Here is a 20,446-nt window from a genome sequence, read left to right on the forward strand (position 1 = left end):
ACGGCTGCCATAGCGCACTTTCCGGGTGTTGTCGGACAAATTCGCTGTCTTTTCAGTTGCTGAGGCCTCAAGTCGGCCTTAGACTGCCGCCCCTCGTAAATTGAGTGCCGGGTGGCGCTTGGAATACATGGCGCCTTTCCGACGGCCGACGAGGTCCGACGGAACGCTCCCTAATTCGCCTTAATGCACGTTTTTTTATAGAGATATCAATGACAAAGGACAAGTTGCTGGCCATGCCGGCGGATGACTACATGAATGCCGAGCAACATGCTTTTTTCTACGAGCTGTTGCAGAACATGAAAGTCGAAACCCACGAGCGCATCGAACAGAACCGCATCGCCATCGAAAGCCTGGACACCCCGGCTGATCCGGCCGATGCTGCTTCCGTTGAAGAAGAGCGCACCTGGCTGGTGAACGCGATCGATCGCGACCAGCGCATGCTGCCTCAGTTGGAACAGGCTCTGGAACGCATCAAAGAAGACAGCTTCGGCTGGTGCGACGACAGCGGCGAGGCCATCGGCCTGAAACGCCTGCTGATCAGCCCGACCACCAAGTACTGCATCGAAGCTCAAGAGCGTCACGAGCAAATCGACAAGCACCAGCGTCAGGCCTGATTCTGTGAGGCAACCCATAAATTATGGGTTGCCTTGAAAAGATCGCAGCCTTCGGCAGCGCCTACACCGATCCCGTAGGAGCTGCCGAAGGCTGCGATCTTTGCTTTTCGCCGTCTGCGAAACGTCACTGCACTTCTGTTGACCTGCTGCACCATCCACTACTAACGGACCATAGATAATGGCCCACTAGTGGCGTTTAATGCAGTCACAACAAATAGAAAACGCATGGGGTGACGAAGATGACGAGAGACGGATCTCTGGTTGGGCATGTGCCTGCACCAGTGTTTGCGCCAAAAAACCTTTGGCTGACGCCGACTGTGCAAAGCATCGCCCTGGTGCTGTTGCTCTGCGGCATGACCCTGGGTGGCGCGTCGCTGTATATCGGCCTGCCCGTGGCCGTGCTGATCATCTGGCTGCCGCGCCTGCGTTCACGCGCGATTTCCGATTCAATCCCCGTCGACAGCTCAAGCGCCATCGCCGAGCTGACTCGCGACCTTTCCTACACCACCAGTCATAACGCGCTGTCCGCCGCGGGCGTGGCGTTTTCGGTCAAGCAACTGGCCGAGAAAGTGCAATCGCAACTGGATGCGGCGAAGCGCATCGTCAGCAACGCCGAAGTGATGATCTCCACCGAACACGCCACGTCGACCCTCAGTCGAGACGCCTTGAGCGCGGCCAGTGAAGCCCATCAGAGCAGTGCCGCCGGGCGCACGGAGTTGATCGAATCGATCTCGCGCATGCATCAGCTCAGCCAGCGCGCCAGTGCCAGTCGTGAACTGATCGAGGCCTTGAGCCTGCGCAGCGACGACATTCAACGAGTGACCCTGGTGATCCAGTCCATCGCCAGCCAGACCAATTTGCTGGCGCTGAACGCCGCTATCGAAGCGGCACGGGCCGGGGAACATGGTCGCGGGTTCGCGGTGGTGGCGGATGAGGTTCGTGGTCTGGCCGCCCGCACCGCGACGGCCACCGGTGAAGTCGGGGAGATGGTCGCCGATATCCAGCAACGCACCGCGCAAGTAGTGGAGCAGATCCGTCAGCTCTCCAGCGACCTGGACGTCGGTGTCAAACAGGTGGAGCACACCGGGCAACATCTGGAAAACATCGCCCGCCTGGCCGCCGGTGTCGAGCATCAGGTCGGGGAAATCGCCCGGGGTGCCGACACCAACCGCGAGCAACTGGACAGCCTGTTTCATGCCATCGAACAGATGCGCAGTGATTTGGCGATCAGCGATCAACAGACCCAGCACCTGGCCAAGGCCGCGGTGCAGATGGAAGGGCAGGCCGAAACCATCAGCGAGCGCCTGGCCGAAGTCGGGCTGGACGACTATCACCAACGGATTTATGACCTGGCCCGGGAAGGCGCGAGCCAGATTGCCGCGCGGTTTGAGGCGGATATCGATCAGGGGCGGGTCAGTCTTGATGACCTGTTCGATCGCAATTACCAGGCGATTCCCAATACCAGCCCGGCCAAGTTCCAGACACGTTTCGACCGTTACACCGATCAGGTGCTGCCGGCGATCCAGGAACCGTTGCTACCGCGCCAAGAAGGTTTGGTGTTCGCCATCGCCTGCACGCAGCAGGGTTATGTGCCGACCCATAACACGGTGTTCAGCCAGCCACTGACGGGGGATGCGCAGGTGGACACTCTGCAGAACCGCACCAAGCGCAAGTTTGCCGACCGCACCGGGATTCGCTGTGGCAGTCATCAGCAACCGGTGCTGTTGCAGACCTACACTCGCGATACCGGTGAGTTGATGCACGATTTGTCGGTGCCGATCATGGTGAAGGGGAGGCATTGGGGTGGGTTGCGGTTGGGGTATAAACCGGAAAAACCACGCTAGGTGCGTGGTCTTGTACAGCTGATGTCGAAGCAAGGTTTCGCCTGTAGCAGCTGCCGAGGTACGAGGCTGCGTTCGGCTGCGCAGCAGTCGTAAAACCTGATCATGCGGTCTTCCTGAAACACCGCGTAGCATGATTTCACGACCGCTTCGCAGCCGAACGCAGCCTCGTACCTCGACAGCTGCTACAAGCGAACGCAGGTTTGTACCTCGACAGCTGCTACAAGGTGGGGGTTTTGCCTAGTGAACCTGATGCATCCGCAGGTTCAGATCATCCACCACCCGCGCCCAGTCCGCGTCTTCACGCAGCTGTTCTTTCAGGAATCCGGCTTGTTGCGGCGTCCAGAACTCGGCGTCGATCAGTTTTTTGTCGTCGGGAAGCGGTGAGTGGCTGGCGATGAAATCGTCGATGGCCTTCTCGCTGGAGTCCAGGCCGAGCTGGTCGAACAAACCTTTCAAGTCGTGTGTCGGTGAATCCATGTTCATCTCCTTGCGGGTCGCGTCGAGTGCGAGATCTGAGGGGCGGCTTCACTGCATCTGAGGGAGCCGCGCGTCAGGAGTTCGATTGCGATGGTCGAAAGCAGGAGAGAGCATAGACGGCAAAGCCGGATCAGGCCTTTAATGCACCGTCGTCGACCGCCAGCTTCAGGGCCTTGGCGGCTTCCAGGGCGGCGATCAACGCGACGTCCGAGGTCTTGAACCAGCGATCCTTCTCGACCTGGTGATAGGTCACGGTGGTCAAGGGTGGTTTGGCACGCATCACAATGACAGCCTGGAATTCGCCATCGACTTCTCTGGCTTCGCCCCGGATAAAAAATTCACCGATATCAAATTCCGTCACGTAGCAGCCTTCCCTTGGAAATATTATGTTGTATTGAAAGCCGTCCGCCGAGGGGCCGGATTTCATGGGTTGTGCAGTATGGCAGTAGTTGCTGGCCGACGGCTGAGTTAAGTCGTCGGCGTGACGAAACGTCATTCGGGATCAGCCAGTGATAGGCGTCAGGTGCGTGAGGCCAGTGAGCGGGCGAGGGTGCAGGCATCGTTATGATTGGTGCGGAAACCCCTTACACGACCGGTGGCCGTTTCCTTGATATGAAAGAACGACTTGCCGGCCGGTATCACCTGGAAACGCGGCATGACCAGTGTTTGCAGGGGCAGTGCATAGGCTTGCAACACCACGGGATGCAGGGACGCTGGGTGGTTTGTGTGGCTTATCGAGTGATTCGCAAAGTGAGTCATGGTGCACATAAGAAGTCCTTTTCGTGTTTTTACCGACGTGTGTTCGTCGTTTTGAGTAGTCTCGGCGAGCATCGCTGCTCTAGAATCGCCATCACTGTTGGCGATTGGTAGCCATCTAAAGCAATTTTTTACGGGCGATATGTCGGAAAAGTGCTTTTCTTGAAGGGTTTTTTCCCTAAAGTTAGTAGGACGGTTTTTCTGGCCGCTAGAAGGGCGTTTTCCTTCAACGTCTGGCGAACGTCATGGAGGACGACGCGAGTGACAATCCAGTAATCTCTCTTACCTCGCGATGGATGAGCACTCTGCTCAGTTCAGGATTTTGACCCGGCCCATTCGGCAACACCTTCGCCATGGCCGTTTTTTTCTGCTGTGCGTTTTTCCTGCGCGCGGCATCATTTTCAGATGTGGGGATGTTTCCTTGGCAGTAAGTAATCTTGATATGCACGCGTTGTTCGTCCTGGGTGATTTGCGTGCGAAGTTGGTTAAACAGTTCCAGTCCCGTTTTGTCTATGTCACCGAACAGAACGCCGAAGGCATCTACATTGCCGAAATCGATACCGAAGAAGCGCTGGTGGTGGACGATAAGCCCGGTCTGAAACTCAAGGTCGGCGATCATTTCAGCGCTTCGGTGTTGCCCAGTCGCGAAGGCGGCAAACTGGATATCAAGTTCCGTGAAATCAAACTGACGGTCTACGGCCTGGGCGACTACGCGTTTGTCACCACCGTTGACGGTCACGGGATCGTGTTCAAGGAAGGCCATAGCGTGGTGATGGTGTTCGCCGCTCATCAACAATTGCAGGAAGGTCTGACCAAAACCCTGAAAGCCGTGACGGCCAAGGCCGCCAAGTGGCGCAAGGGTGAACTGGTGACTTTCAAGGCCAGCGAGTAATGCCGCTGACCCGCGCCGATTTCCATGTGCAGAACCTCGCCAGTGCACAGGTCGAGGCCCAGCGGCTGTTCGACCAGAAGGCCATTCTGCAAGGCGGTTGGCTGACTTGGGTGGCGTCACAGATCTACACCTTGCGCCCGGCGGAGTACGCCAGCATGGTGCGAAGGGAACTGTCCCGGTTGCAGCAACCTTCTGAAAAATAATCCTCGTACCTCGTGATCCCTAAAAAGCGGGAACCTCTACTACAGTCAATGGACTGAGTATTCAGAGGCTTGCGGTCTTGTCTGTCAGGCCATCCTGCTATTGCTGTGAACAGCACGAGGTGCAAAAGCATGAAAGGACTTCGACGGTTGCTGGCCGCTACCCTGGCCACCTTTGGTTTGTTGGCCGCGCCGGTCCCGGTGTTCGCGGCCCAGGCGCCGATCCACTTCGCCGACCTGAACTGGGAAAGCGGCAGCCTGATCACCGATATCCTGCGGATCATCGTCGAGAAGGGCTACGGCCTGCCGACCGACACGTTGCCGGGCACCACCATCACCCTGGAAACCGCCCTGGCCAACAATGACATCCAGGTCATTGGCGAGGAGTGGGCGGGGCGCAGTCCGGTGTGGGTCAAGGCCGAGGCCGAAGGCAAGGTTGCGAGCCTGGGCGATACGGTCAAGGGCGCCACCGAGGGCTGGTGGGTGCCGGAATACGTGATCAAGGGCGACCCGGCCAAGGGCATCAAGCCGCTCGCGCCGGATCTGCGCAGTGTCAGCGACCTGCCGCGTTATAAGGACGTGTTCAGCGACCCGGAAAGCCCGGGCAAAGGACGCTTCCTCAACAGCCCGATCGGCTGGACTTCGGAAGTGGTCAACAAACAGAAGCTCACGGCCTATGGATTGAACGACAGTTATGTGAATTTCCGCAGTGGTTCCGGCGCAGCGCTGGACGCGGAGATCGCTTCGTCGATCCGCCGTGGCAAGCCGGTGTTGTTTTATTACTGGTCGCCGACACCGTTGCTCGGGCGCTTCAAGCTGATTCAACTGGAAGAGCCGCCATTTGACGCCGAAGCGTGGAAAACCCTGACCGACGCCGACAACCCGAATCCGAAACCAACCCGTTCCCTGGCGTCGAAACTGTCGATTGGGGTGTCTACGCCGTTCCAGAAACAGTATCCGCAAATTGCCGAGTTCTTCAGCAAGGTCGATTTGCCGATCGGGCCGTTGAACAAGGCCCTGGCGCAGATGAGTGAGAAACACACCGCACCGCGCCAGGCGGCCGAAGCATTCATGAAGGCGCATCCGGAGGTTTGGCAGGCTTGGGTGCCGAAGGATGTGGCGGATAAGGTGAGTGCCAGTCTCCAGTGATGTGCCGAGTCGGGCATTCGCGAGCAGGCTCGCTCCCACAGGGGTTGAAGGTGGACACAAAATTTGTGTACATCCAAATCCAATGTGGGAGCGAGCCTGCTGGCGAAGCTTTTGCTTTTAGAACCTAGTTTGTACGGCTAACTCGAAGGTCCTCGGCGTCCCGAGGTAATACGCCGGCGACACATGCGCAAACTCGGCATACACCTCATTGGTCAGGTTGCGCACCCGGCCGGTAACGGTGGTGTGCTGGTCGACCTTGTAGCTCAGGAAACTCCCGAACAACGTGTAGGACGGCACGGTCATGGTGTTGGCGCTGTCGGCAAACACCGACGCCACGTACCGCGCGTCGACGCCACCCTGCCATTGCGGCGCGAAGTCGTAGGTCAGCCACAGGTTGCCGACCCGGTCCGGCACGTTGGTCGGCGTGTTGCCTTTACGTGAAACCACCACGCCCGCCGCGTTCTTCTCGGTGAACTCGTCGTATTGCGCATCGACCCAGGCGAAGTTGCCTTCGGCCAACAGCTTGTCGGTGATCCTGAAGGACGTGGCCAACTCGATGCCTTTCGACGTTTGCTGACCCACCGGGATGCTTTGCGTCGGGTCCAGCGGATCCGTCACGGCGAAATCCTTGCGCTCGATCGTATACGCCGTCACCGTCGCCGAACCGCGCCCGTCCAGATAATCAAACTTGCTGCCGACCTCCCATTGCTTGCCGGTGGACACGTCGAAATCCTGCGTGCCGTTGGGCTGTTCGGCGGCGGTGCTGTATTGCACGTAGACGTTGGCCGAGGGGATGAACTGGTACGTCAGGCCGACCCGCCCGGTGACCGGCTCCCAACTGCGCTTGAGGTGCCGGGGATTGCTGGCGGTCACTTCGCGGTGATTGGTCACGTCCAGGTCGATGTCGTCGTAGCGCAGGCCGGTCAGCAGCGCCAGTTTGTCGGTCAACGCCAGGCGGTTCTCGACGAACAGCGCCTTGGTGGTGACCTCGTTGGTCTTGTCGCTGATCAGCTTCGGGTTGGTGCCCGGAATGTCATAGAAGTGCCCTGGCTGGAAGTTGTTCGGGTCAACGGTGCTGGCGCCTTTGACGTTCAGCGGCGAGTTGGTGGTCTGGTTGACCTTGTACTCGAAACCGCCGGACCACGTGGTGTCCAGGCCGAACAAGGTGTTGTCGTGACGCAGCTCGAACTGGTTGCCGTTCTGCTCACCCTGGTGGCGCACCTGATACGCCGTGGAGCGGTTCACCGCGCTGTTGTCGGCGTTGTACTGGTAGGTTTCCAGGTTTCGGTAGTCGCGCTGACTATCGAGGTGGTACAGGGTGTTGCGCAGGGTGGTGTTGTCGTTGATCCGGTAATCGATGATCGAGCGCACCCAGATCGTGCGCTGCTCATAGCGACCATCCTCGACGTTGTAGTTATTGAAGCGGTTGTGTTTGTCGATCTTCAATTCGCCCGCCTTGGGATTCAGTACTGGGGTGCCCCAGTAAGGGCTGTCCTCGTGTTCGTCCTGATATTCCAGGGCCAGGGTGTGGGATAGGTTGGGCGTCAGGTCGCTGAGCAGCGAGAACGCCACGCTCCAGGCATCGCGCTCCTGACGGTCGATGTAGCCGTTGCTGGTGTTGTGGCTGACGTCGAGTCGCGCGTAGTGCTGAACGTCTGCCCCGGCTTCACTGAGGGCGTGGTTGAGGCCGAATGCGGTCTCGGTGGTGTCGTAGCTGCCATAGCTGACCCGACCTTCGGCGGCTTGCTCCTCGCGGGTCGCCAGTTTGGTCACGTAGTTCAGCGAACCGCCCACGGAACCGGCGCCATTGATCAGCGACGAGGGGCCGCCCACCAGTTCCACCCGATCATAAATCCACGCATCCACCGGGCGCGCCAGACCTCCGGAGACATTGATGCCGTTGAACATCTGGGTGATCTGGCTGCTGGTAAAGCCGCGATAGGACACGAAACCGCCGAAACCCGGCGGGGCGCTGGCGTTCACGCCGGGCAAGGTGTTGGCGGCGTCCTGAAAGTTCTGCGCGCCGTGGCGCTCGATGTCATTGCGGTTGGCGATGGCCACCGAGGCCGGGGTGTCCCGCACGCTCAGGCCCAGGCGCGAGGCCATGCCGCTGGATTGGTCCAGGCTCAGGCCCGGTTCGGTACCGTCCTCGCCATCAATGGTGATCGGCGCCAGATCGACGGTGGATTGCGCCCAGGTGTTAACGGACAGGCAGCCGAACAGGCTTGCCAGAAGAGGAAGATGTTTCATCGATGAATCCTGAATGCTTGGCTAGGAAACAGCGCACAGGCAAACGCCACGCGTTAGCGAAGTGGGCTGATCAGAAAGGCGAAGTCGTTCAGGCAAAAGGCGGGGCACGCGGGTTGGCCGAAGGCCAGGTGTAGCGAGCAGGCAGGTCGATATCGGCAACGACGGCCAGCGGCGGGCTGTGTTGTTGCGGGAGGATCGCCAGGGTCAGGCTGGAATTGAGCGCCGGGCCCATGCCGCCGGTGGAGCACAGCGGGCAGCCGAAGGCCTTGGACAGGGTCGGCAGCTTTTCTTCGGAGAGGTTCGAGGCAACGGGTGCCTGGGTGGCCGGGTCCACGGCGCAGAACTGGCCGCCGAGGCCGTTGAGCTGCATCCCGACCATTTGCCCGTGACCGATACTGCAGGCGAACACGTTGAACAGGACGCAGCAATAAAGCATCCAGGCCATCAATGTGCGATCAGTTCGGGCAAATTTCATGGGGTCGCACTTTACCACCGTCGATGACATTTACCCTTACAAAAATGCTCGATGAAGTTCATCCTGCTGCGACATTTCACGCTGGAAGTCTGAATATGAGCCTAATGGTCGCGCAATGGATTGCTGCAATCTTCCTGTTGATCAGCCTGATTCATTTGTATTGGGCGGCAGGTGGCAAGTTGGGAAGTGAGGCGGCGGTGCCGCGAGTGCCCGGGGAGGGCGGCGGAGAATCAAGGCCAGCGTTCAAGCCCTCGGGCTTTGCGACGTTGCTGGTGGCGGTGGGGTTGCTGTTGATCGCGATGCTGGTGTGCTTGCGGGTCGGTCTGTACCTTCCGACGGTGCAGCACTGGTCGCTGCAATGGGTGATCAGCGCCATTGCGATGCTGATGTTCGCCCGGGCGATCGGCGATTCGAACCTGATAGGGTTCTTCAAGCAGGTCAAGGATTCGAAGTTTGCCCGGCTCGATACCTGGGCCTATTCGCCGTTGTGTGTGGTGTTGGGGGCGGGGTTGTTGGCGGTTGCCTGGATTTGAGTTAGCCGATCTATCGCCTTCGCGAGCAGGCTCGCTCCCACAGAGAAACGCATTTCAATGTGGGAGCGAGCCTGCTCGCGAAGGGGGCTGTTCAAACACCAAAAATCTCTGAACCTAACCCTGACTTTCTGTGTGCCGACTACTCACCTCAGCCGGCACATCATCCCCGGCCATGCGCTTGCGGAACAACGCAGCCCGCGCCAGCAGCAACGTGGTCACCGGCACCGTAATCGCCAACAGAATCGGAATCAGCCACGCGTGCAATACCGGCGCGGACTTGAGTGCCGAAAAGTAAATGATCGACGCCAGCGCCACACACCACGCACCCAAGGTCGACGCCAGGGCAGGCGGGTGCATGCGCTGGAAGTAATCCTTCATCCGCAACAACCCGAGCGCGCCGATCAGCGCAAACAGACTGCTGAGTACCAGCAAGATTGCCACCGGAATCTCGACCCACAGCGACAGTTCGCCAGTCATTCGATCACCTCGCCACGCAGAAGGAATTTGGCCAGGGCAAACGAGCCGACAAAGCCGAACAGGGCGATCAGCAGCGCCGCCTCAAAGTAGGTGTCACTGGCATAACGAATGCCCAGGGTCAGCATCATCAGCATGGCGATGATGTACAGGTAATCCAGGGCCAGAACCCGGTCCTGGGCCGACGGGCCCTTGAACAGGCGGATCAGCGTCAGGATCATCGCCAGGGAAAAGATGAACAGGCTCAGCAGGATCGCGTTCGACAGCAAGGCGCTCATTCGAAGATCTCCATCAAGGGGCGCTCGTAGGTCGTCTTGAAGTGCTCGATAAACGACGCTTCGTCATCCAGGTCGAACACGTGCAGCAACAGAATGCTGCGATCCAGCGCCAGTTCCGACCAGACGGTGCCGGGCACCACCGTGCAGATCATCGACAGCGCCGCGAGGCCGTTGGCGTCGCGCAAGTCCAGCGGCACTTTGACAAATGCCGAGCGCGGTGGACGCTGACCAGCATTGAGCACGCCCCAGGCCACCGCGAGGTTGGACGTCACCACGTCGCGGCCGACCAGGAAAAACAACCGCACAATCACGCCGGGCCGTCGAATACGAATCGGCAATGGGCGCAATTTGCGCATCATCAGCGGCGCACAGAACCCGAGCATCGCACCCAGCAGCAAATTGCCGGGGCTCAGGGACAGGTTCAGCAACAGCCACAACAGCCACAGCGCCAGGGACAACCAGGGTGCAGGAAACAGACGCTTCATGGTTGCACCTCAGCCATCGCGGTCTTGGCTTCCGGGCTTGGAACTGCGCGGGTGCCGAGCACTGCCATCACGTATTGCTGCGGGTTGTTCAAAGCATCGGCGGCAGCCTGGGTGTAGCGCAGCAGCGGTTCTGCCTTGAAGGTCAGCACAATGCTCAACCCCAGCAGCGCGATGATTGGCACGCATTCGAAGCGCCGCAGCAGTGGCGATGGCCGCTCTTCAGGCGTCCAGAAACGCTGGATGCCCAGACGCGAGAAGGCGATCAGCGAGGCCAGCCCGGACAGGACCAGTAGCGCCAGCAAACCCCACGCCGCATTCGATACCGGCACCTCACCGCTTTGGCCCAGGCCCAATGGATTGAGCAGGGCGCTAAGCAGGCCGAGCTTGCCGATAAATCCGGAGAGCGGCGGCATGCCAATGATCAGCAGCGAGCAGGCAATGAAACTCAAGCCAAGGAACGCCATGGTCCAGGGGATCACCTGACCGACCACGGCTTTCTGTTCGTCGTCGAGGTTGATGCCTTTGGGCGGTTGCAGGGATTCCATCGGCCGAGGCAGCAGGTCGCCGTCGTCGTACAGCGGCATTTCGTTGACCGAACGGGAACGCTCGATCAACTCGGCCAGCAGGAACAGCGCGCTCAACGCCAGCGTCGAGCTGACCAGATAGAACAACGCGGCGCCAATCAGGTTCGGCTGGGCGAAACCGATGGCCGACAGCAAGATCCCCGCCGACACCAGAATGCTCAGGCTGGCCAGGCGTTCCAGGCGTTGCGCGGCCAGAATCGCCACCCCGGCGCAGACGATGGTCGCCATGCCGCCGTAGATCAGCCAGTCGCCGCCAAAGTAGGCGGACGCCCCGGCCTGGCCGGAGAACAGCAGCGTCCATAGCCGCAGCAAGGTGTAGACGCCGACCTTGGTCATGATCGCGAACATCGCCGCCACCGGCGCGCTGGCCGCGGAGTAGGCCGGCACCAGCCAGAAGTTCAGCGGCCACATCCCGGCCTTCGCCAGGAACGCCACCGCCAGAATCGCCGCGCCGGCATGCAGCAGACCGCGATCAGCTTCCGGCACCAGCGGGATTTTCAGCGCCAGGTCGGCCATGTTCAACGTGCCGGTGACGCCATAGATCAGCGCCGCACCAATCAGGAAAAGCGACGAGGCGAGCAGGTTGATGGAGATGTAATGCAGCCCCGACGACACCCGCGCCCGACCCGAGCCGTGCAGCATCAGGCCGTAAGACGCGGCCAACAGCACTTCGAAGAACACGAACAGGTTGAACAGGTCTGCCGTCAGGAACGCGCCGTACAGGCCCATCATCTGAATCTGGAACAGCGCGTGGAAGCTTGAACCGGCGCCGTCCCAGCGAGCCATGGCGAACAGCAGGGCGCTGACGCCGATGATCCCGGTCAGCACCAGCATCAACGCCGAGAGGCGATCCACCACCAGCACCAGGCCGAACGGCACTTGCCAGTTGCCCGGCAGGTACACGCCGATGGAGCCGGGCACGCCAGTGGTTTGCGTCCATTGCAGCAACAACACGGAAATCCCCAGGCCCAACAGGCTGGAGAACAGGTTGATCTTGGCTTTCAACGGGCGATGTTTCTCGCCGAGCATCAGCATGATGGCGGCGGTCAGCAGCGGCAGCAGAATCGGTGCGGCAATCAGGTGCGTCATCGCATTCATTCTTTAGGCTCCCGGCCATCCACATGGTCGGTGCCGGTCAGGCCCCGGGAGGCCAGCAGCACCACCAGGAACAGCGCGGTCATGGCGAAGCTGATGACGATCGCCGTCAGCACCAATGCCTGCGGCAGCGGATCGGTGTAATGCAGCAAATCCTGGGGCACGCCGTCCTTGATGATCGGTTCCTTGCCGATGAACAGGCTGCCCATGCTGAAGATGAACAGGTTGACGCCGTAGGACAGCAGGCACAGGCCCATGACTACCTGGAACGTCCGAGGTCGCAGGATCAGCCAGACACCGGACGCGGCCAGGACGCCGATGGCGATTGCGATGACTTCTTCCATCAGACGGCTCCTTTGGCGGCAACGGATCTTGGCAGGGCGGCGGATTTGGGCTGCGCCGCGGTTTTGTGGCCCCGGACCGATTGGTGGGCGAGGGCGGTGAGGATCAACAGCGTCGAACCGACCACCACGGCGTACACGCCGATGTCGAAGAACAGCGCACTGGCGATGTGAATATCGCCCAGCACCGGCAGTGCGAAATGCCAGGTGTGGGTGGTCAGGAACGGATAGCCGACCGCCATCGCCCCCAGCCCGGTCACCGTGGCGAACAACAGCCCGGTGCCCATCCAGCGCAGCGGCCGCAGGCTCATTTGCGCCTCGACCCACTGTGTACCGGCGACCATGTATTGCAGGATGAACGCGACGGACATCACCAGCCCGGCAACAAAACCGCCGCCCGGTTGGTTGTGACCGCGCATGAACAGATAGAACGACACCACCATGGCAATCGGCAGCAGCAGGCGCACCAGCACTGCCGGCACCATCATGAAACCGAGGGCGGTGTCGCTGGCCTGGCGCGGGTTGACCAGATCGGTGACCACGTCCGGCGCGAGCAAACGCTGCTGGGCCGGCAGTTGCAGGCTTTCTTTCGGTGGGCGGAAGCGGCGCAGCAGGGCGAACACGGTCAGTGCCACGGCCACCAGCACGGTGATTTCACCGAGGGTGTCGAAGCCACGGAAGTCCACCAGCATCACGTTGACCACGTTGCTGCCGCCGCCTTCCGGCAGGGCGCGACTGAGGTAGAACGAGGAAATATCGTTGGGCGTCTGGCGGGTCAGCATCGCGTAGGCCAGCAACGCCATGCCGCCACCGACCAGGGCCGACAGTAGCAAGTCACGGATACGCCGGATGCGCGCCTTGCGCAGGGTGCTTGGCAGCGGCGACACCTCTTCGATCCGCCGTGGCAGCCAGCGCAGGCCCAGCAGGATCAGCACGGTGGTCACCACTTCGACCACCAGTTGCGTCAGGGCCAGGTCCGGCGCCGAGAACCAGACGAAGGTCACGCAGGTCATCAGCCCGCAAACGCTGACCATGGTCAGGGCGGCGAGACGGTGATATTTGGCCTGCCACGCGGCGCCGAGGGCACAGGCAATCGCCAGCAGCCAGAGGATCACGAACACAATCGAACCCGGAATCTTCGGTCGGTCGCCCCAGCTCAGGCTGCTGTGGAGCATCGGGATCAACCCGGCCAGCACGGCGGCGAGCACCATCAGGAACAATTGGGTTTGCAGGCGCTTGGTGCTGATCCGCCGCTCAAGGCGACGGGCCAGGCGCATCATGACCACCAGGCTGCGCTCGAACTGGCGCTTGCCGTTGAGGCGGCCAATCAGCGGCGGGTACTTGAAGCGCCCGCGCTTGAGCTGATTGCGCAGTAGCAGATAGAGCACGATGCCGCCGGACATGGCGATCAAACTCATAATCATCGGCGCGTTCCAGCCGTGCCAGATCGCCAGGCTGTATTCCGGCAAGGTGCCGCCGACCACGGGCAGGGCCGCAGCGGCGAGCAACGGGCCGACCACTTGCGCCGGGAAAATCCCCACGATCAGGCAGGTGAACACCAACAGTTCCACCGGTGCGCGCATCCAGCGTGGCGGTTCGTGCGGGGTGTGCGGCAGGTCGGTGGCGGGCGGGCCGAAGAACACGTCGACGGTAAAGCGCAGGGAGTAGGCGACGCTGAAGGTGCCCGCGATGGTGGCGACGATTGGCAACGCCATCTCGACCCAGGCCGTGGCGTTGATGAACACGGTTTCGGCGAAGAACATCTCTTTCGAGAGGAAACCGTTGAGCAACGGCACACCGGCCATCGAGGCACTGGCGACCATCGCCAGGGTAGCGGTGAACGGGATCAGCTTGATCAGGCCACTGAGTTTACGGATGTCCCGGGTGCCACTTTCGTGGTCGATGATCCCGGCGGCCATGAACAGCGAGGCCTTGAACGTGGCGTGGTTGAGAATGTGGAACACCGCGGCCACGGCGGCCAGCGGACTGTTCAGGCCGAGCAGCAGGGTGATCAGGCCGAGGTGGCTGATGGTCGAGTAGGCCAGCAGGCCCTTGAGGTCGTTCTGGAACATCGCGCAATACGCGCCGAGCAACAGGGTGCAGGCGCCGGCTCCGCTGACGATGTAGAACCATTCTTCACTGCCGGACAGCGACGGCCACAACCGTGCGAGCAAGAACACCCCGGCCTTGACCATGGTTGCCGAGTGCAGATAAGCCGAAACCGGGGTCGGCGCCGCCATTGCGTGGGGCAGCCAGAAGTGGAAGGGGAATTGCGCGCTTTTGCTTAGGGCGCCGATCAGGATCAGAGGGAGCAGGATAGGGTAGAGGGCATGGGCGCGAATCAGATCGCCGGCGGCCAGGACCTTGTCCAGGTCATAGCTGCCGACCACATGGCCGAGCAAAACAACCCCCGCCAACAGGCACAACCCCCCGGCACCGGTGACCATCAGTGCCATATAGGCGCCGCGTCGCGCATCGGCGCGGTGGTGCCAATAGCCGATCAACAGGAACGAGAAGAGGCTGGTCAGCTCCCAGAAAAACACGATCTGGATCAGGTTGCCGGAGATCACCAGCCCGAGCATGGCGCCCATGAACGCCAGGAAAAACGCGAAGAACCGTGGCACCGGATCATCCGGCGACATGTAGTAACGGGCGTACAGCGACACCAGCGTACCGATGCCCAGCACCAGCAGCGAGAACAGCCAGGCAAACCCGTCCATGCGCAGGACGAAGTTCAAACCCAGGCTCGGCAGCCAGAAAAACTCTTCGCGGATCACGCCGCCATGGGCGATTTGCGGGTACAGGAGGGCGACCTGGATGGTGCCAATCAAGGCGACCAGGCCAGCCAGCAGCGATTCGGTATTACGCGCGTTGTGTGGCAGCAAAGCCGCGACACAGCTGCCGATAAAAGGCAGAAGCAGTAGAACTATCAGGGACATAGGCTTCTAATCTGCGGAAGTTTGTGAAGCATCATACGTGCCAGCTCCCGGATCGCCAAACGCCAACCTGTGGCAGGATCCTACAAGATAGGCGGGAAAGGCTGGTTTTTCAGGGTTTCCGCAGGATTGATTGCAGCAGATCCGGCCCCTTCGCGAGCAAGCCCGCTCCCACAATGGTTTGGCATACACCAGACACCTGTGGGAGCGGGCTTGCTCGCGAAGAGGCCCGGATAGCCTGCATCAATTAATCGGCAGTCTCGCTTTCCAACGCCTCCTCGACCTGCTCGCGATTCTTACCCTTGGTCTTCAATTCACTGACAATCACCGCCGCCACAATCAACCCGGCCCCCACCAGCGCAATCCCCGGCAACCGCTCCCCGGCGATCCGCCCGACAATCCCGGCCCACACCGGCTCACCGGCATAGATCAATGTCGCCCGAGTCGGCGAAACGCTCTTCTGCGCCCAATTCATCGCCACCTGAATCGCCGCACTCGCCGCGCCCAAACCCAAGGCACTGCCCAGCAGCAACCAGGAGAAATGCGGAATCGCTTCCTGGGTCGGCACCACCATCAGAAACGCCAGCATCGACGTGACCGCCAATTGCACCACGGTCACCCGGCGCACATCGACCTGGCCCGCATAGGTGCTGATCAGAATGATTTCGGCGGCAATTGCCACGGTGCTGATCAGGGTGGCGATTTCGCCGGGACTGAAGTTCAGCGAGGCACCGGACGGCCCGGACAGCATCATCAATCCGGTAAACGCCAGCATGATGCCAATGCTCGGCATCAACCCCGGACGCTTGCCGAAGACCAGCCATTGCAGCAACGGCACGAATGGCACGTACAACGCGGTAATAAACGCTGACTGACTGCTCGGAATCGTCTGCAAGCCCACGGTCTGCAAGCCGTAGCCAAGCATGATCGCCACGCCGATGAACGAACCGGCCTTGAGTTCCAGCAGCGTTAACGCCCGCAAGCTGCGCCAGGAAAACAGCGAGACAATGCACGCCGCCGCCGCAAAGCGCAGACCCACGAAAAACATCGGCCCGCTGACGGTCATCGCGTGCTGCACCAGCAAAAAGGTCCCGCCCCAGACCATCGTGATCAGCACCAGCACGCACTCGGCCTTGCTGAATCGCGAGAAACGGGAAGAAGCCTGAGGGGAGTTCACTGACGTCATGACCTTGCGCGCTACCTGAGGCGGACGCACAATGCGCCCGAATGTTGCGCAGTATACTGCCCAACCCCACCGAGTGAGCAATATAGTGCACAAAGATTCTCCCCCGCGGGCTTCGGTCCTCCAGCACGTCAGCCAGAACGTTCGACGTTTGCGCCACGCCGCCGATATGAGCCAGACCGCGCTCGCAGAAAAATCCGGGGTCAGCCGGCGGATGCTGGTAGCGATCGAGGCCGGCGAGAAAAACGTCAGCCTGACTACCCTCGACCGCGTGGCCGAAGCGTTGGACGTGGCGTTCAGCGATCTGATTCAAGCTCCAGACGTCCGCGATCCGAGCCGCATCAATGAACTGGCCTGGGCCGGGACGATTCCTGGCAGTAAAGCGGTGCTGTTGTCCAAAGCCACCGCCACCCGTGAAGTGGAGCAGTGGGAATGGTGCCTGCAACCGGGAGAAATCTACCCGTCGGAACCGGATGCCGACGGCTGGAGCGAACAGATCTACGTGTTCGAAGGCTGCCTGACCCTGATGCTGGGTGACACACCACAGAGAATCGCCGCCGGTGAGTTCTTCATGTTTGCCAGCAACCAGCCGCACTCTTACCGCAATGAAGGGGACGTAGCGGCGCGGTTTGTGCGCAATGTGGTGATCTGACTGTTTACAGGCCAACAGTAGATGAACACTTTGCTGTTTTTAAGCTGCAAGCGTTTCTCGAATCACTTTGCAAGCCGCTGAAATACAACGATTTTAGATTCAGGCACGACTCCTGCAAAAGCTCCAGGGTATTCACCCGGAACCAAGGAGTCGGCCCATGACAACTTCACCTCCCACTGCCCATTTGATCCGTTCGGACGCCGAGGCCATCGCCGTCGCGCACAGGCTCGCCGCACGCTTCGCCGTCGAGGCCAGCGTCCGTGATCGCGACCGACGCCTGCCAGTGACCGAACTCGACGAGTTCTCCGCCAGTGGCCTCTGGGGCATCACCGTTCCCAAGGAATACGGCGGCGCCGGGGTGTCCTACGTGACCGTCGCCGAAGTGATCAAGATCATTTCCGCCGCCGATTCATCCCTCGGCCAGATCCCGCAAAACCACCTCGGCGTGCTCGACATCCTGTTGCAAACCGCTACCGAAGAGCAGAAGCGCTACTACTTCGGCAAAGTCCTGCAGGGTTACCGTTTCGGCAATGCCTTTTCCGAATCCAAAAGCAAAAACGCCGGTGCGTTTGAAACCCGCATTCGTTTCGACCAGGACACCGCGCAAATCGATGGCGAAAAGTTCTACTGCACCGGCGCGTTGTTCGCGCACATCGTGCCGGCGGTGGCGGTCAACGAACAGAACCAGGCCTTCATCGCCTTCATCGAGCGGGACAATCCCGGTCTGACGGTGATCGACAGCTGGGACGGTTTCGGTCAGCGCACCACGGCCAGCGGTGGCGTGACCCTCAACGCGGTGAAAGTGCCTTTGAGCGCGGTCATTCCGGCGCACAAGGCGTTTGACGAACCCACCGCCGATGGCCCGATTTCGCAAATCATCCAGGCCGCCGTGGACACCGGGATTGCCGTCGGCGCACTGGAAGAAACCAAGCGTTACGCCCGCGAATCCCGCCCGTGGATCGACAGCGGTCACGATCATGGCTGGCAGGACCCGTTCAGCATCGCCGCGATTGGCGACCTCGAATGGCGTGTCCACGGCACCGAAGCGATTCTGAAGAAGGCCGGGTTGGCCATCGACGCGGCGTTGCTCAACCCCAACGAAGACACCGTCGCCCACGCCTCCGTGGTGGTGGCCCAGGCCAAAGTGCTGTCCGCCGACATCGCCTTGCTCGCCAGCAGCAAACTCTTCGAACTGGCCGGCACCCGCTCGGTGCTCGGCAAATACAACCTCGACCGCCACTGGCGCAACGCCCGGACCCACACCTTGCACGACCCGGCGCGCTGGAAATACCACTTGATCGGCAACTATTTGCTCAACGGCGTGAAACCCGCACGCCACGCCTGGAACTGAGGAGCCCACCATGAATGCCTTGACCCAACCGATCGGTGCCGGGCAACCCCTGGCCAAAAGTCAGCACGACTTGCACAACGCCCGCAGCCTGCTCGATGCGACCCTGCGGTTTGTCCGCCAGCACGGGGAAGGCGCGCAGGATCCGTATGTCATCAGTCGCTTCGGTGATTTGCACATCCGCATCGAAGTCGCCGCCGCGCTGTTGGAGCGCGCCGAAGCCTTCCTCAACAGCCACGAAGACGACACCGAAATCAGCGTCGCCATCGCCGAATCGCACTTGGCCAGCGCCGACGCCCTGAATGCCGTGAGCAACGCCGAATTCGAACTCACCGGCCAACGCACCCCGTTGCACGGTTCCCTGCACGACCCGCTGCGCTGGAAACTCCACCTCATCGGCAACTTCCGCCTCAACGGCATCCATCCCCCCAGTTTTCGCACACTCAACAAGGGAGCCGTTTGATGGCCCGTGAAATTCGCCTTAACGCCTTCGACATGAACTGCGTCGGCCATCAATCACCGGGTTTGTGGGCGCATCCCCGGGATCGCTCCTGGCAGTACAAGGACCTGGAGTACTGGACCGATCTGGCGAAAATCCTTGAACGCGGCAAGTTCGACGGCTTGTTCATTGCCGACGTGCTGGGCATCTACGACGTCTACAACGGCAACGGTGACGCGGCGATCCGTCAGGCGGCGCAGGTGCCGGTCAACGATCCGCTGCAACTGATCCCGCCCATGGCGCTGGTCACCGAACATTTGGGCTTCGGCCTGACCGCGTCGCTGTCCTTCGAACACCCGTATCCGTTCGCCCGGCGCCTGTCGACCCTCGATCACCTGACCAAGGGCCGCGCTGGTTGGAACATCGTGACCTCGTACCTGGAGAGCGGCGCGAAGAACCTCGGCCAGAAAACCCAGACCGAACATGACGCCCGCTACGACTTCGCCGAAGAGTATCTCGAGGTTTGCTACAAGCTCTGGGAAGGCAGTTGGGAAGAGGGCGCGATCCTGCGGGATCGCGAGCGACGGATCTTCAGCGACCCGAGCAAAATCCATGAAATCCAGCATGTCGGCAAACACTTCCAGGTGCCGGGCATTCACCTCTGCGAGCCTTCGCCGCAACGTACGCCTGTGTTGTATCAGGCCGGCGCGTCGAGTCGTGGCAAGCAGTTCGCGGCTGAACATGCGGAGTGTGTGTTCGTCGCGGCCCCGTCGAAAGTGCTGCTGAAGAAGACAGTCGCGGATATCCGTCGGCGGGCCGCTGAAGCGGGGCGCGATCCGAAGAAGATTCTGATCTTTAACCTGCAAACCGTGATCCTCGGCGAGACCGATGCCAAGGCCAAAGCCAAGTTTGAGGAATATAAAACCTGGGTCAGTTATGAAGGCGCGATGGCGCTGATTTCGGGCTGGACCGGGATTGATTTCAGCCAGTTCAAACCGGACGAACCGCTCAAGCATGTGCACACCAATGCGATTCAATCGGCGGTGGAAGCCTTCTCCACGGCGGACCCGAACAAGGTCTGGACCCCGAATGAATTGGCCGATTGGGTCGGGATTGGCGGGTTTGGGCCGTTGTTTGTCGGCAGCCCGGAAACTGTCGCTGATTTGTTGCAGGAATGGGTTGAAGAGACGGATGTGGACGGTTTTAACCTGGCCTACGCGTTGACCCATGAAACCTTTATCGACGCTGTGGAATTGCTCGTGCCGGAATTGCAGAAGCGCGGGGTGTACAAGACCGAATACGCGCCGGGGACCTTGCGCGAGAAGTTGTTTGGGGAGGGGCCGCGGTTGCCCGAAATCCATCCGGGGGCGGGGTATCGCGACCTGGCGGCGTTGCGGCAGCAGGAAAAGAAAGTGGTGTCGGCGTAGACGCCTTCGCGAGC

21 protein-coding genes and 1 pseudogene are annotated in these 20,446 nt (G+C 60.7%); 10 read left to right on the top strand and 12 right to left on the bottom strand.

What is annotated here, in order from left to right:
• Positions 1 to 209 precede the first annotated feature (209 nt).
• Positions 210 to 614, top strand: coding sequence for a TraR/DksA family transcriptional regulator (locus tag ACIQY3_RS08465; RefSeq protein ID WP_010459637.1), 405 nt, complete (start codon positions 210 to 212; stop codon positions 612 to 614).
• A 620-nt stretch (positions 615 to 1,234) separates the two neighbouring features.
• Positions 1,235 to 2,458, top strand: a complete 1,224-nt coding sequence (locus tag ACIQY3_RS08470) for a methyl-accepting chemotaxis protein (protein ID WP_403018773.1) — start codon at positions 1,235 to 1,237, stop codon at positions 2,456 to 2,458.
• A gap of 237 nt (positions 2,459 to 2,695) precedes the next feature.
• On the opposite strand, the gene ACIQY3_RS08475 is transcribed toward ACIQY3_RS08470, so the two are convergent.
• The 3 genes from ACIQY3_RS08475 to ACIQY3_RS08485 all read right to left on the bottom strand — a co-directional run bounded on the left by ACIQY3_RS08475 (position 2,696) and on the right by ACIQY3_RS08485 (position 3,703).
• Positions 2,696 to 2,935 (bottom strand): DUF2789 domain-containing protein, encoded by a 240-nt coding sequence (locus ACIQY3_RS08475; RefSeq protein WP_054052826.1) that lies wholly within the window; start codon positions 2,933 to 2,935, stop codon positions 2,696 to 2,698.
• Between the two features lie 130 nt (positions 2,936 to 3,065).
• Positions 3,066 to 3,296 (bottom strand): hypothetical protein, encoded by a 231-nt coding sequence (locus ACIQY3_RS08480; RefSeq protein ID WP_403018500.1) that lies wholly within the window; start codon positions 3,294 to 3,296, stop codon positions 3,066 to 3,068.
• A gap of 158 nt (positions 3,297 to 3,454) precedes the next feature.
• On the bottom strand, positions 3,455 to 3,703 hold the full coding sequence (locus tag ACIQY3_RS08485) for a hypothetical protein (protein WP_403018775.1): 249 nt from the start codon (positions 3,701 to 3,703) through the stop codon (positions 3,455 to 3,457).
• A 409-nt stretch (positions 3,704 to 4,112) separates the two neighbouring features.
• Between ACIQY3_RS08485 and ACIQY3_RS08490 the strand changes: the two genes are divergently transcribed.
• From ACIQY3_RS08490 to ACIQY3_RS08500, 3 genes are all read left to right on the top strand, one after another.
• The gene (locus ACIQY3_RS08490) at positions 4,113 to 4,583 is read left to right on the top strand and encodes a hypothetical protein (protein ID WP_403018502.1); all 471 of its coding nucleotides are present in this window, start codon (positions 4,113 to 4,115) and stop codon (positions 4,581 to 4,583) included.
• Positions 4,583 to 4,786 carry a hypothetical protein gene (locus ACIQY3_RS08495; RefSeq protein WP_403018505.1) on the top strand — a complete coding sequence of 68 codons (204 nt, stop codon included), beginning with the start codon at positions 4,583 to 4,585 and terminating at the stop codon, positions 4,784 to 4,786. Before ACIQY3_RS08490 ends, ACIQY3_RS08495 begins: the two co-directional genes overlap by 1 nt.
• A 129-nt stretch (positions 4,787 to 4,915) precedes the next feature.
• Positions 4,916 to 5,932 (top strand): ABC transporter substrate-binding protein, encoded by a 1,017-nt coding sequence (locus tag ACIQY3_RS08500; RefSeq protein ID WP_403018507.1) that lies wholly within the window; start codon positions 4,916 to 4,918, stop codon positions 5,930 to 5,932.
• 117 nt (positions 5,933 to 6,049) lie between these two features.
• Here the strand turns inward: ACIQY3_RS08500 and ACIQY3_RS08505 are convergent, their stop codons facing one another.
• A complete protein-coding gene (locus tag ACIQY3_RS08505) occupies positions 6,050 to 8,182 on the bottom strand; it encodes a TonB-dependent receptor (protein WP_403018508.1) in 2,133 nt (710 codons plus the stop codon).
• Between the two features lie 88 nt (positions 8,183 to 8,270).
• Complete coding sequence (locus tag ACIQY3_RS08510) at positions 8,271 to 8,657, bottom strand: DUF2946 domain-containing protein (RefSeq protein WP_403018510.1); 387 nt, start codon at positions 8,655 to 8,657, stop codon at positions 8,271 to 8,273.
• 95 nt (positions 8,658 to 8,752) lie between these two features.
• Here ACIQY3_RS08510 and ACIQY3_RS08515 point away from each other — a divergent pair, with 95 nt between their 5' ends.
• Entirely contained in the window at positions 8,753 to 9,190 is a 438-nt protein-coding gene (locus ACIQY3_RS08515; RefSeq protein ID WP_403018512.1) for a DUF3995 domain-containing protein, read from the top strand.
• Positions 9,191 to 9,304: 114 nt separating this feature from the next.
• Here the strand turns inward: ACIQY3_RS08515 and ACIQY3_RS08520 are convergent, their stop codons facing one another.
• From ACIQY3_RS08520 to ACIQY3_RS08550, 7 genes and pseudogenes are all read right to left on the bottom strand, one after another.
• On the bottom strand, positions 9,305 to 9,667 hold the full coding sequence (locus ACIQY3_RS08520; protein ID WP_403018514.1) for a Na+/H+ antiporter subunit G: 363 nt from the start codon (positions 9,665 to 9,667) through the stop codon (positions 9,305 to 9,307).
• The gene (locus ACIQY3_RS08525) at positions 9,664 to 9,942 is read right to left on the bottom strand and encodes a K+/H+ antiporter subunit F (protein WP_054052807.1); all 279 of its coding nucleotides are present in this window, start codon (positions 9,940 to 9,942) and stop codon (positions 9,664 to 9,666) included. The genes ACIQY3_RS08520 and ACIQY3_RS08525 overlap by 4 nt, the downstream gene beginning before the upstream one ends.
• Positions 9,939 to 10,427: a Na+/H+ antiporter subunit E gene (locus ACIQY3_RS08530; RefSeq protein ID WP_403018516.1), complete on the bottom strand. Its 489-nt coding sequence runs from the start codon at positions 10,425 to 10,427 to the stop codon at positions 9,939 to 9,941. Before ACIQY3_RS08530 ends, ACIQY3_RS08525 begins: the two co-directional genes overlap by 4 nt.
• The gene (locus ACIQY3_RS08535) at positions 10,424 to 12,109 is read right to left on the bottom strand and encodes a monovalent cation/H+ antiporter subunit D (protein ID WP_403018517.1); all 1,686 of its coding nucleotides are present in this window, start codon (positions 12,107 to 12,109) and stop codon (positions 10,424 to 10,426) included. The genes ACIQY3_RS08530 and ACIQY3_RS08535 overlap by 4 nt, the downstream gene beginning before the upstream one ends.
• Complete coding sequence (locus ACIQY3_RS08540; protein ID WP_007986256.1) at positions 12,106 to 12,450, bottom strand: Na+/H+ antiporter subunit C; 345 nt, start codon at positions 12,448 to 12,450, stop codon at positions 12,106 to 12,108. Before ACIQY3_RS08540 ends, ACIQY3_RS08535 begins: the two co-directional genes overlap by 4 nt.
• Entirely contained in the window at positions 12,450 to 15,386 is a 2,937-nt protein-coding gene (locus tag ACIQY3_RS08545; RefSeq protein ID WP_403018519.1) for a monovalent cation/H+ antiporter subunit A, read from the bottom strand. Before ACIQY3_RS08545 ends, ACIQY3_RS08540 begins: the two co-directional genes overlap by 1 nt.
• 244 nt (positions 15,387 to 15,630) lie before the next feature.
• Positions 15,631 to 16,660: pseudogene (locus tag ACIQY3_RS08550) on the bottom strand (DMT family transporter).
• Between ACIQY3_RS08550 and ACIQY3_RS08555 the strand changes: the two are divergent.
• The 4 genes from ACIQY3_RS08555 to ACIQY3_RS08570 all read left to right on the top strand — a co-directional run bounded on the left by ACIQY3_RS08555 (position 16,655) and on the right by ACIQY3_RS08570 (position 20,432).
• Positions 16,655 to 17,218, top strand: coding sequence for a helix-turn-helix domain-containing protein (locus tag ACIQY3_RS08555; RefSeq protein ID WP_403018520.1), 564 nt, complete (start codon positions 16,655 to 16,657; stop codon positions 17,216 to 17,218). The pseudogene ACIQY3_RS08550 and the gene ACIQY3_RS08555 sit on opposite strands and share 6 nt — an antisense overlap.
• Before the next feature lie 157 nt (positions 17,219 to 17,375).
• Positions 17,376 to 18,569 (top strand): SfnB family sulfur acquisition oxidoreductase, encoded by a 1,194-nt coding sequence (locus ACIQY3_RS08560; RefSeq protein ID WP_403018521.1) that lies wholly within the window; start codon positions 17,376 to 17,378, stop codon positions 18,567 to 18,569.
• 10 nt (positions 18,570 to 18,579) lie between these two features.
• Complete coding sequence (locus tag ACIQY3_RS08565) at positions 18,580 to 19,029, top strand: acyl-CoA dehydrogenase (RefSeq protein WP_403018523.1); 450 nt, start codon at positions 18,580 to 18,582, stop codon at positions 19,027 to 19,029.
• Positions 19,029 to 20,432, top strand: coding sequence for an LLM class flavin-dependent oxidoreductase (locus tag ACIQY3_RS08570; protein ID WP_403018525.1), 1,404 nt, complete (start codon positions 19,029 to 19,031; stop codon positions 20,430 to 20,432). Before ACIQY3_RS08565 ends, ACIQY3_RS08570 begins: the two co-directional genes overlap by 1 nt.
• Positions 20,433 to 20,446: the final 14 nt, after the last annotated feature.

The organism is Pseudomonas sp. NPDC096950 (genome assembly GCF_044762525.1).
GTDB lineage: Bacteria > Pseudomonadota > Gammaproteobacteria > Pseudomonadales > Pseudomonadaceae > Aquipseudomonas.

What these genes read in the sequence shown, in the direction of transcription:
- ACIQY3_RS08465 (WP_010459637.1), top strand. Translation starts at nt 210, where the DNA reads ATGACAAAGGACAAGTTGCTGGCCATGCCGGCGGATGACTACATGAAT.
- ACIQY3_RS08470 (WP_403018773.1), top strand. Translation starts at nt 1,235, where the DNA reads ATGATCTCCACCGAACACGCCACGTCGACCCTCAGTCGAGACGCCTTG.
- ACIQY3_RS08475 (WP_054052826.1), bottom strand. Translation starts at nt 2,935, where the DNA reads ATGGATTCACCGACACACGACTTGAAAGGTTTGTTCGACCAGCTCGGC.
- ACIQY3_RS08485 (WP_403018775.1), bottom strand. Translation starts at nt 3,703, where the DNA reads ATGTGCACCATGACTCACTTTGCGAATCACTCGATAAGCCACACAAAC.
- ACIQY3_RS08495 (WP_403018505.1), top strand. Translation starts at nt 4,583, where the DNA reads ATGCCGCTGACCCGCGCCGATTTCCATGTGCAGAACCTCGCCAGTGCA.
- ACIQY3_RS08500 (WP_403018507.1), top strand. Translation starts at nt 4,916, where the DNA reads ATGAAAGGACTTCGACGGTTGCTGGCCGCTACCCTGGCCACCTTTGGT.
- ACIQY3_RS08505 (WP_403018508.1), bottom strand. Translation starts at nt 8,182, where the DNA reads ATGAAACATCTTCCTCTTCTGGCAAGCCTGTTCGGCTGCCTGTCCGTT.
- ACIQY3_RS08510 (WP_403018510.1), bottom strand. Translation starts at nt 8,657, where the DNA reads ATGAAATTTGCCCGAACTGATCGCACATTGATGGCCTGGATGCTTTAT.
- ACIQY3_RS08515 (WP_403018512.1), top strand. Translation starts at nt 8,753, where the DNA reads ATGAGCCTAATGGTCGCGCAATGGATTGCTGCAATCTTCCTGTTGATC.
- ACIQY3_RS08520 (WP_403018514.1), bottom strand. Translation starts at nt 9,667, where the DNA reads ATGACTGGCGAACTGTCGCTGTGGGTCGAGATTCCGGTGGCAATCTTG.
- ACIQY3_RS08525 (WP_054052807.1), bottom strand. Translation starts at nt 9,942, where the DNA reads ATGAGCGCCTTGCTGTCGAACGCGATCCTGCTGAGCCTGTTCATCTTT.
- ACIQY3_RS08530 (WP_403018516.1), bottom strand. Translation starts at nt 10,427, where the DNA reads ATGAAGCGTCTGTTTCCTGCACCCTGGTTGTCCCTGGCGCTGTGGCTG.
- ACIQY3_RS08535 (WP_403018517.1), bottom strand. Translation starts at nt 12,109, where the DNA reads ATGAATGCGATGACGCACCTGATTGCCGCACCGATTCTGCTGCCGCTG.
- ACIQY3_RS08540 (WP_007986256.1), bottom strand. Translation starts at nt 12,450, where the DNA reads ATGGAAGAAGTCATCGCAATCGCCATCGGCGTCCTGGCCGCGTCCGGT.
- ACIQY3_RS08545 (WP_403018519.1), bottom strand. Translation starts at nt 15,386, where the DNA reads ATGTCCCTGATAGTTCTACTGCTTCTGCCTTTTATCGGCAGCTGTGTC.
- ACIQY3_RS08560 (WP_403018521.1), top strand. Translation starts at nt 17,376, where the DNA reads ATGACAACTTCACCTCCCACTGCCCATTTGATCCGTTCGGACGCCGAG.
- ACIQY3_RS08565 (WP_403018523.1), top strand. Translation starts at nt 18,580, where the DNA reads ATGAATGCCTTGACCCAACCGATCGGTGCCGGGCAACCCCTGGCCAAA.
- ACIQY3_RS08570 (WP_403018525.1), top strand. Translation starts at nt 19,029, where the DNA reads ATGGCCCGTGAAATTCGCCTTAACGCCTTCGACATGAACTGCGTCGGC.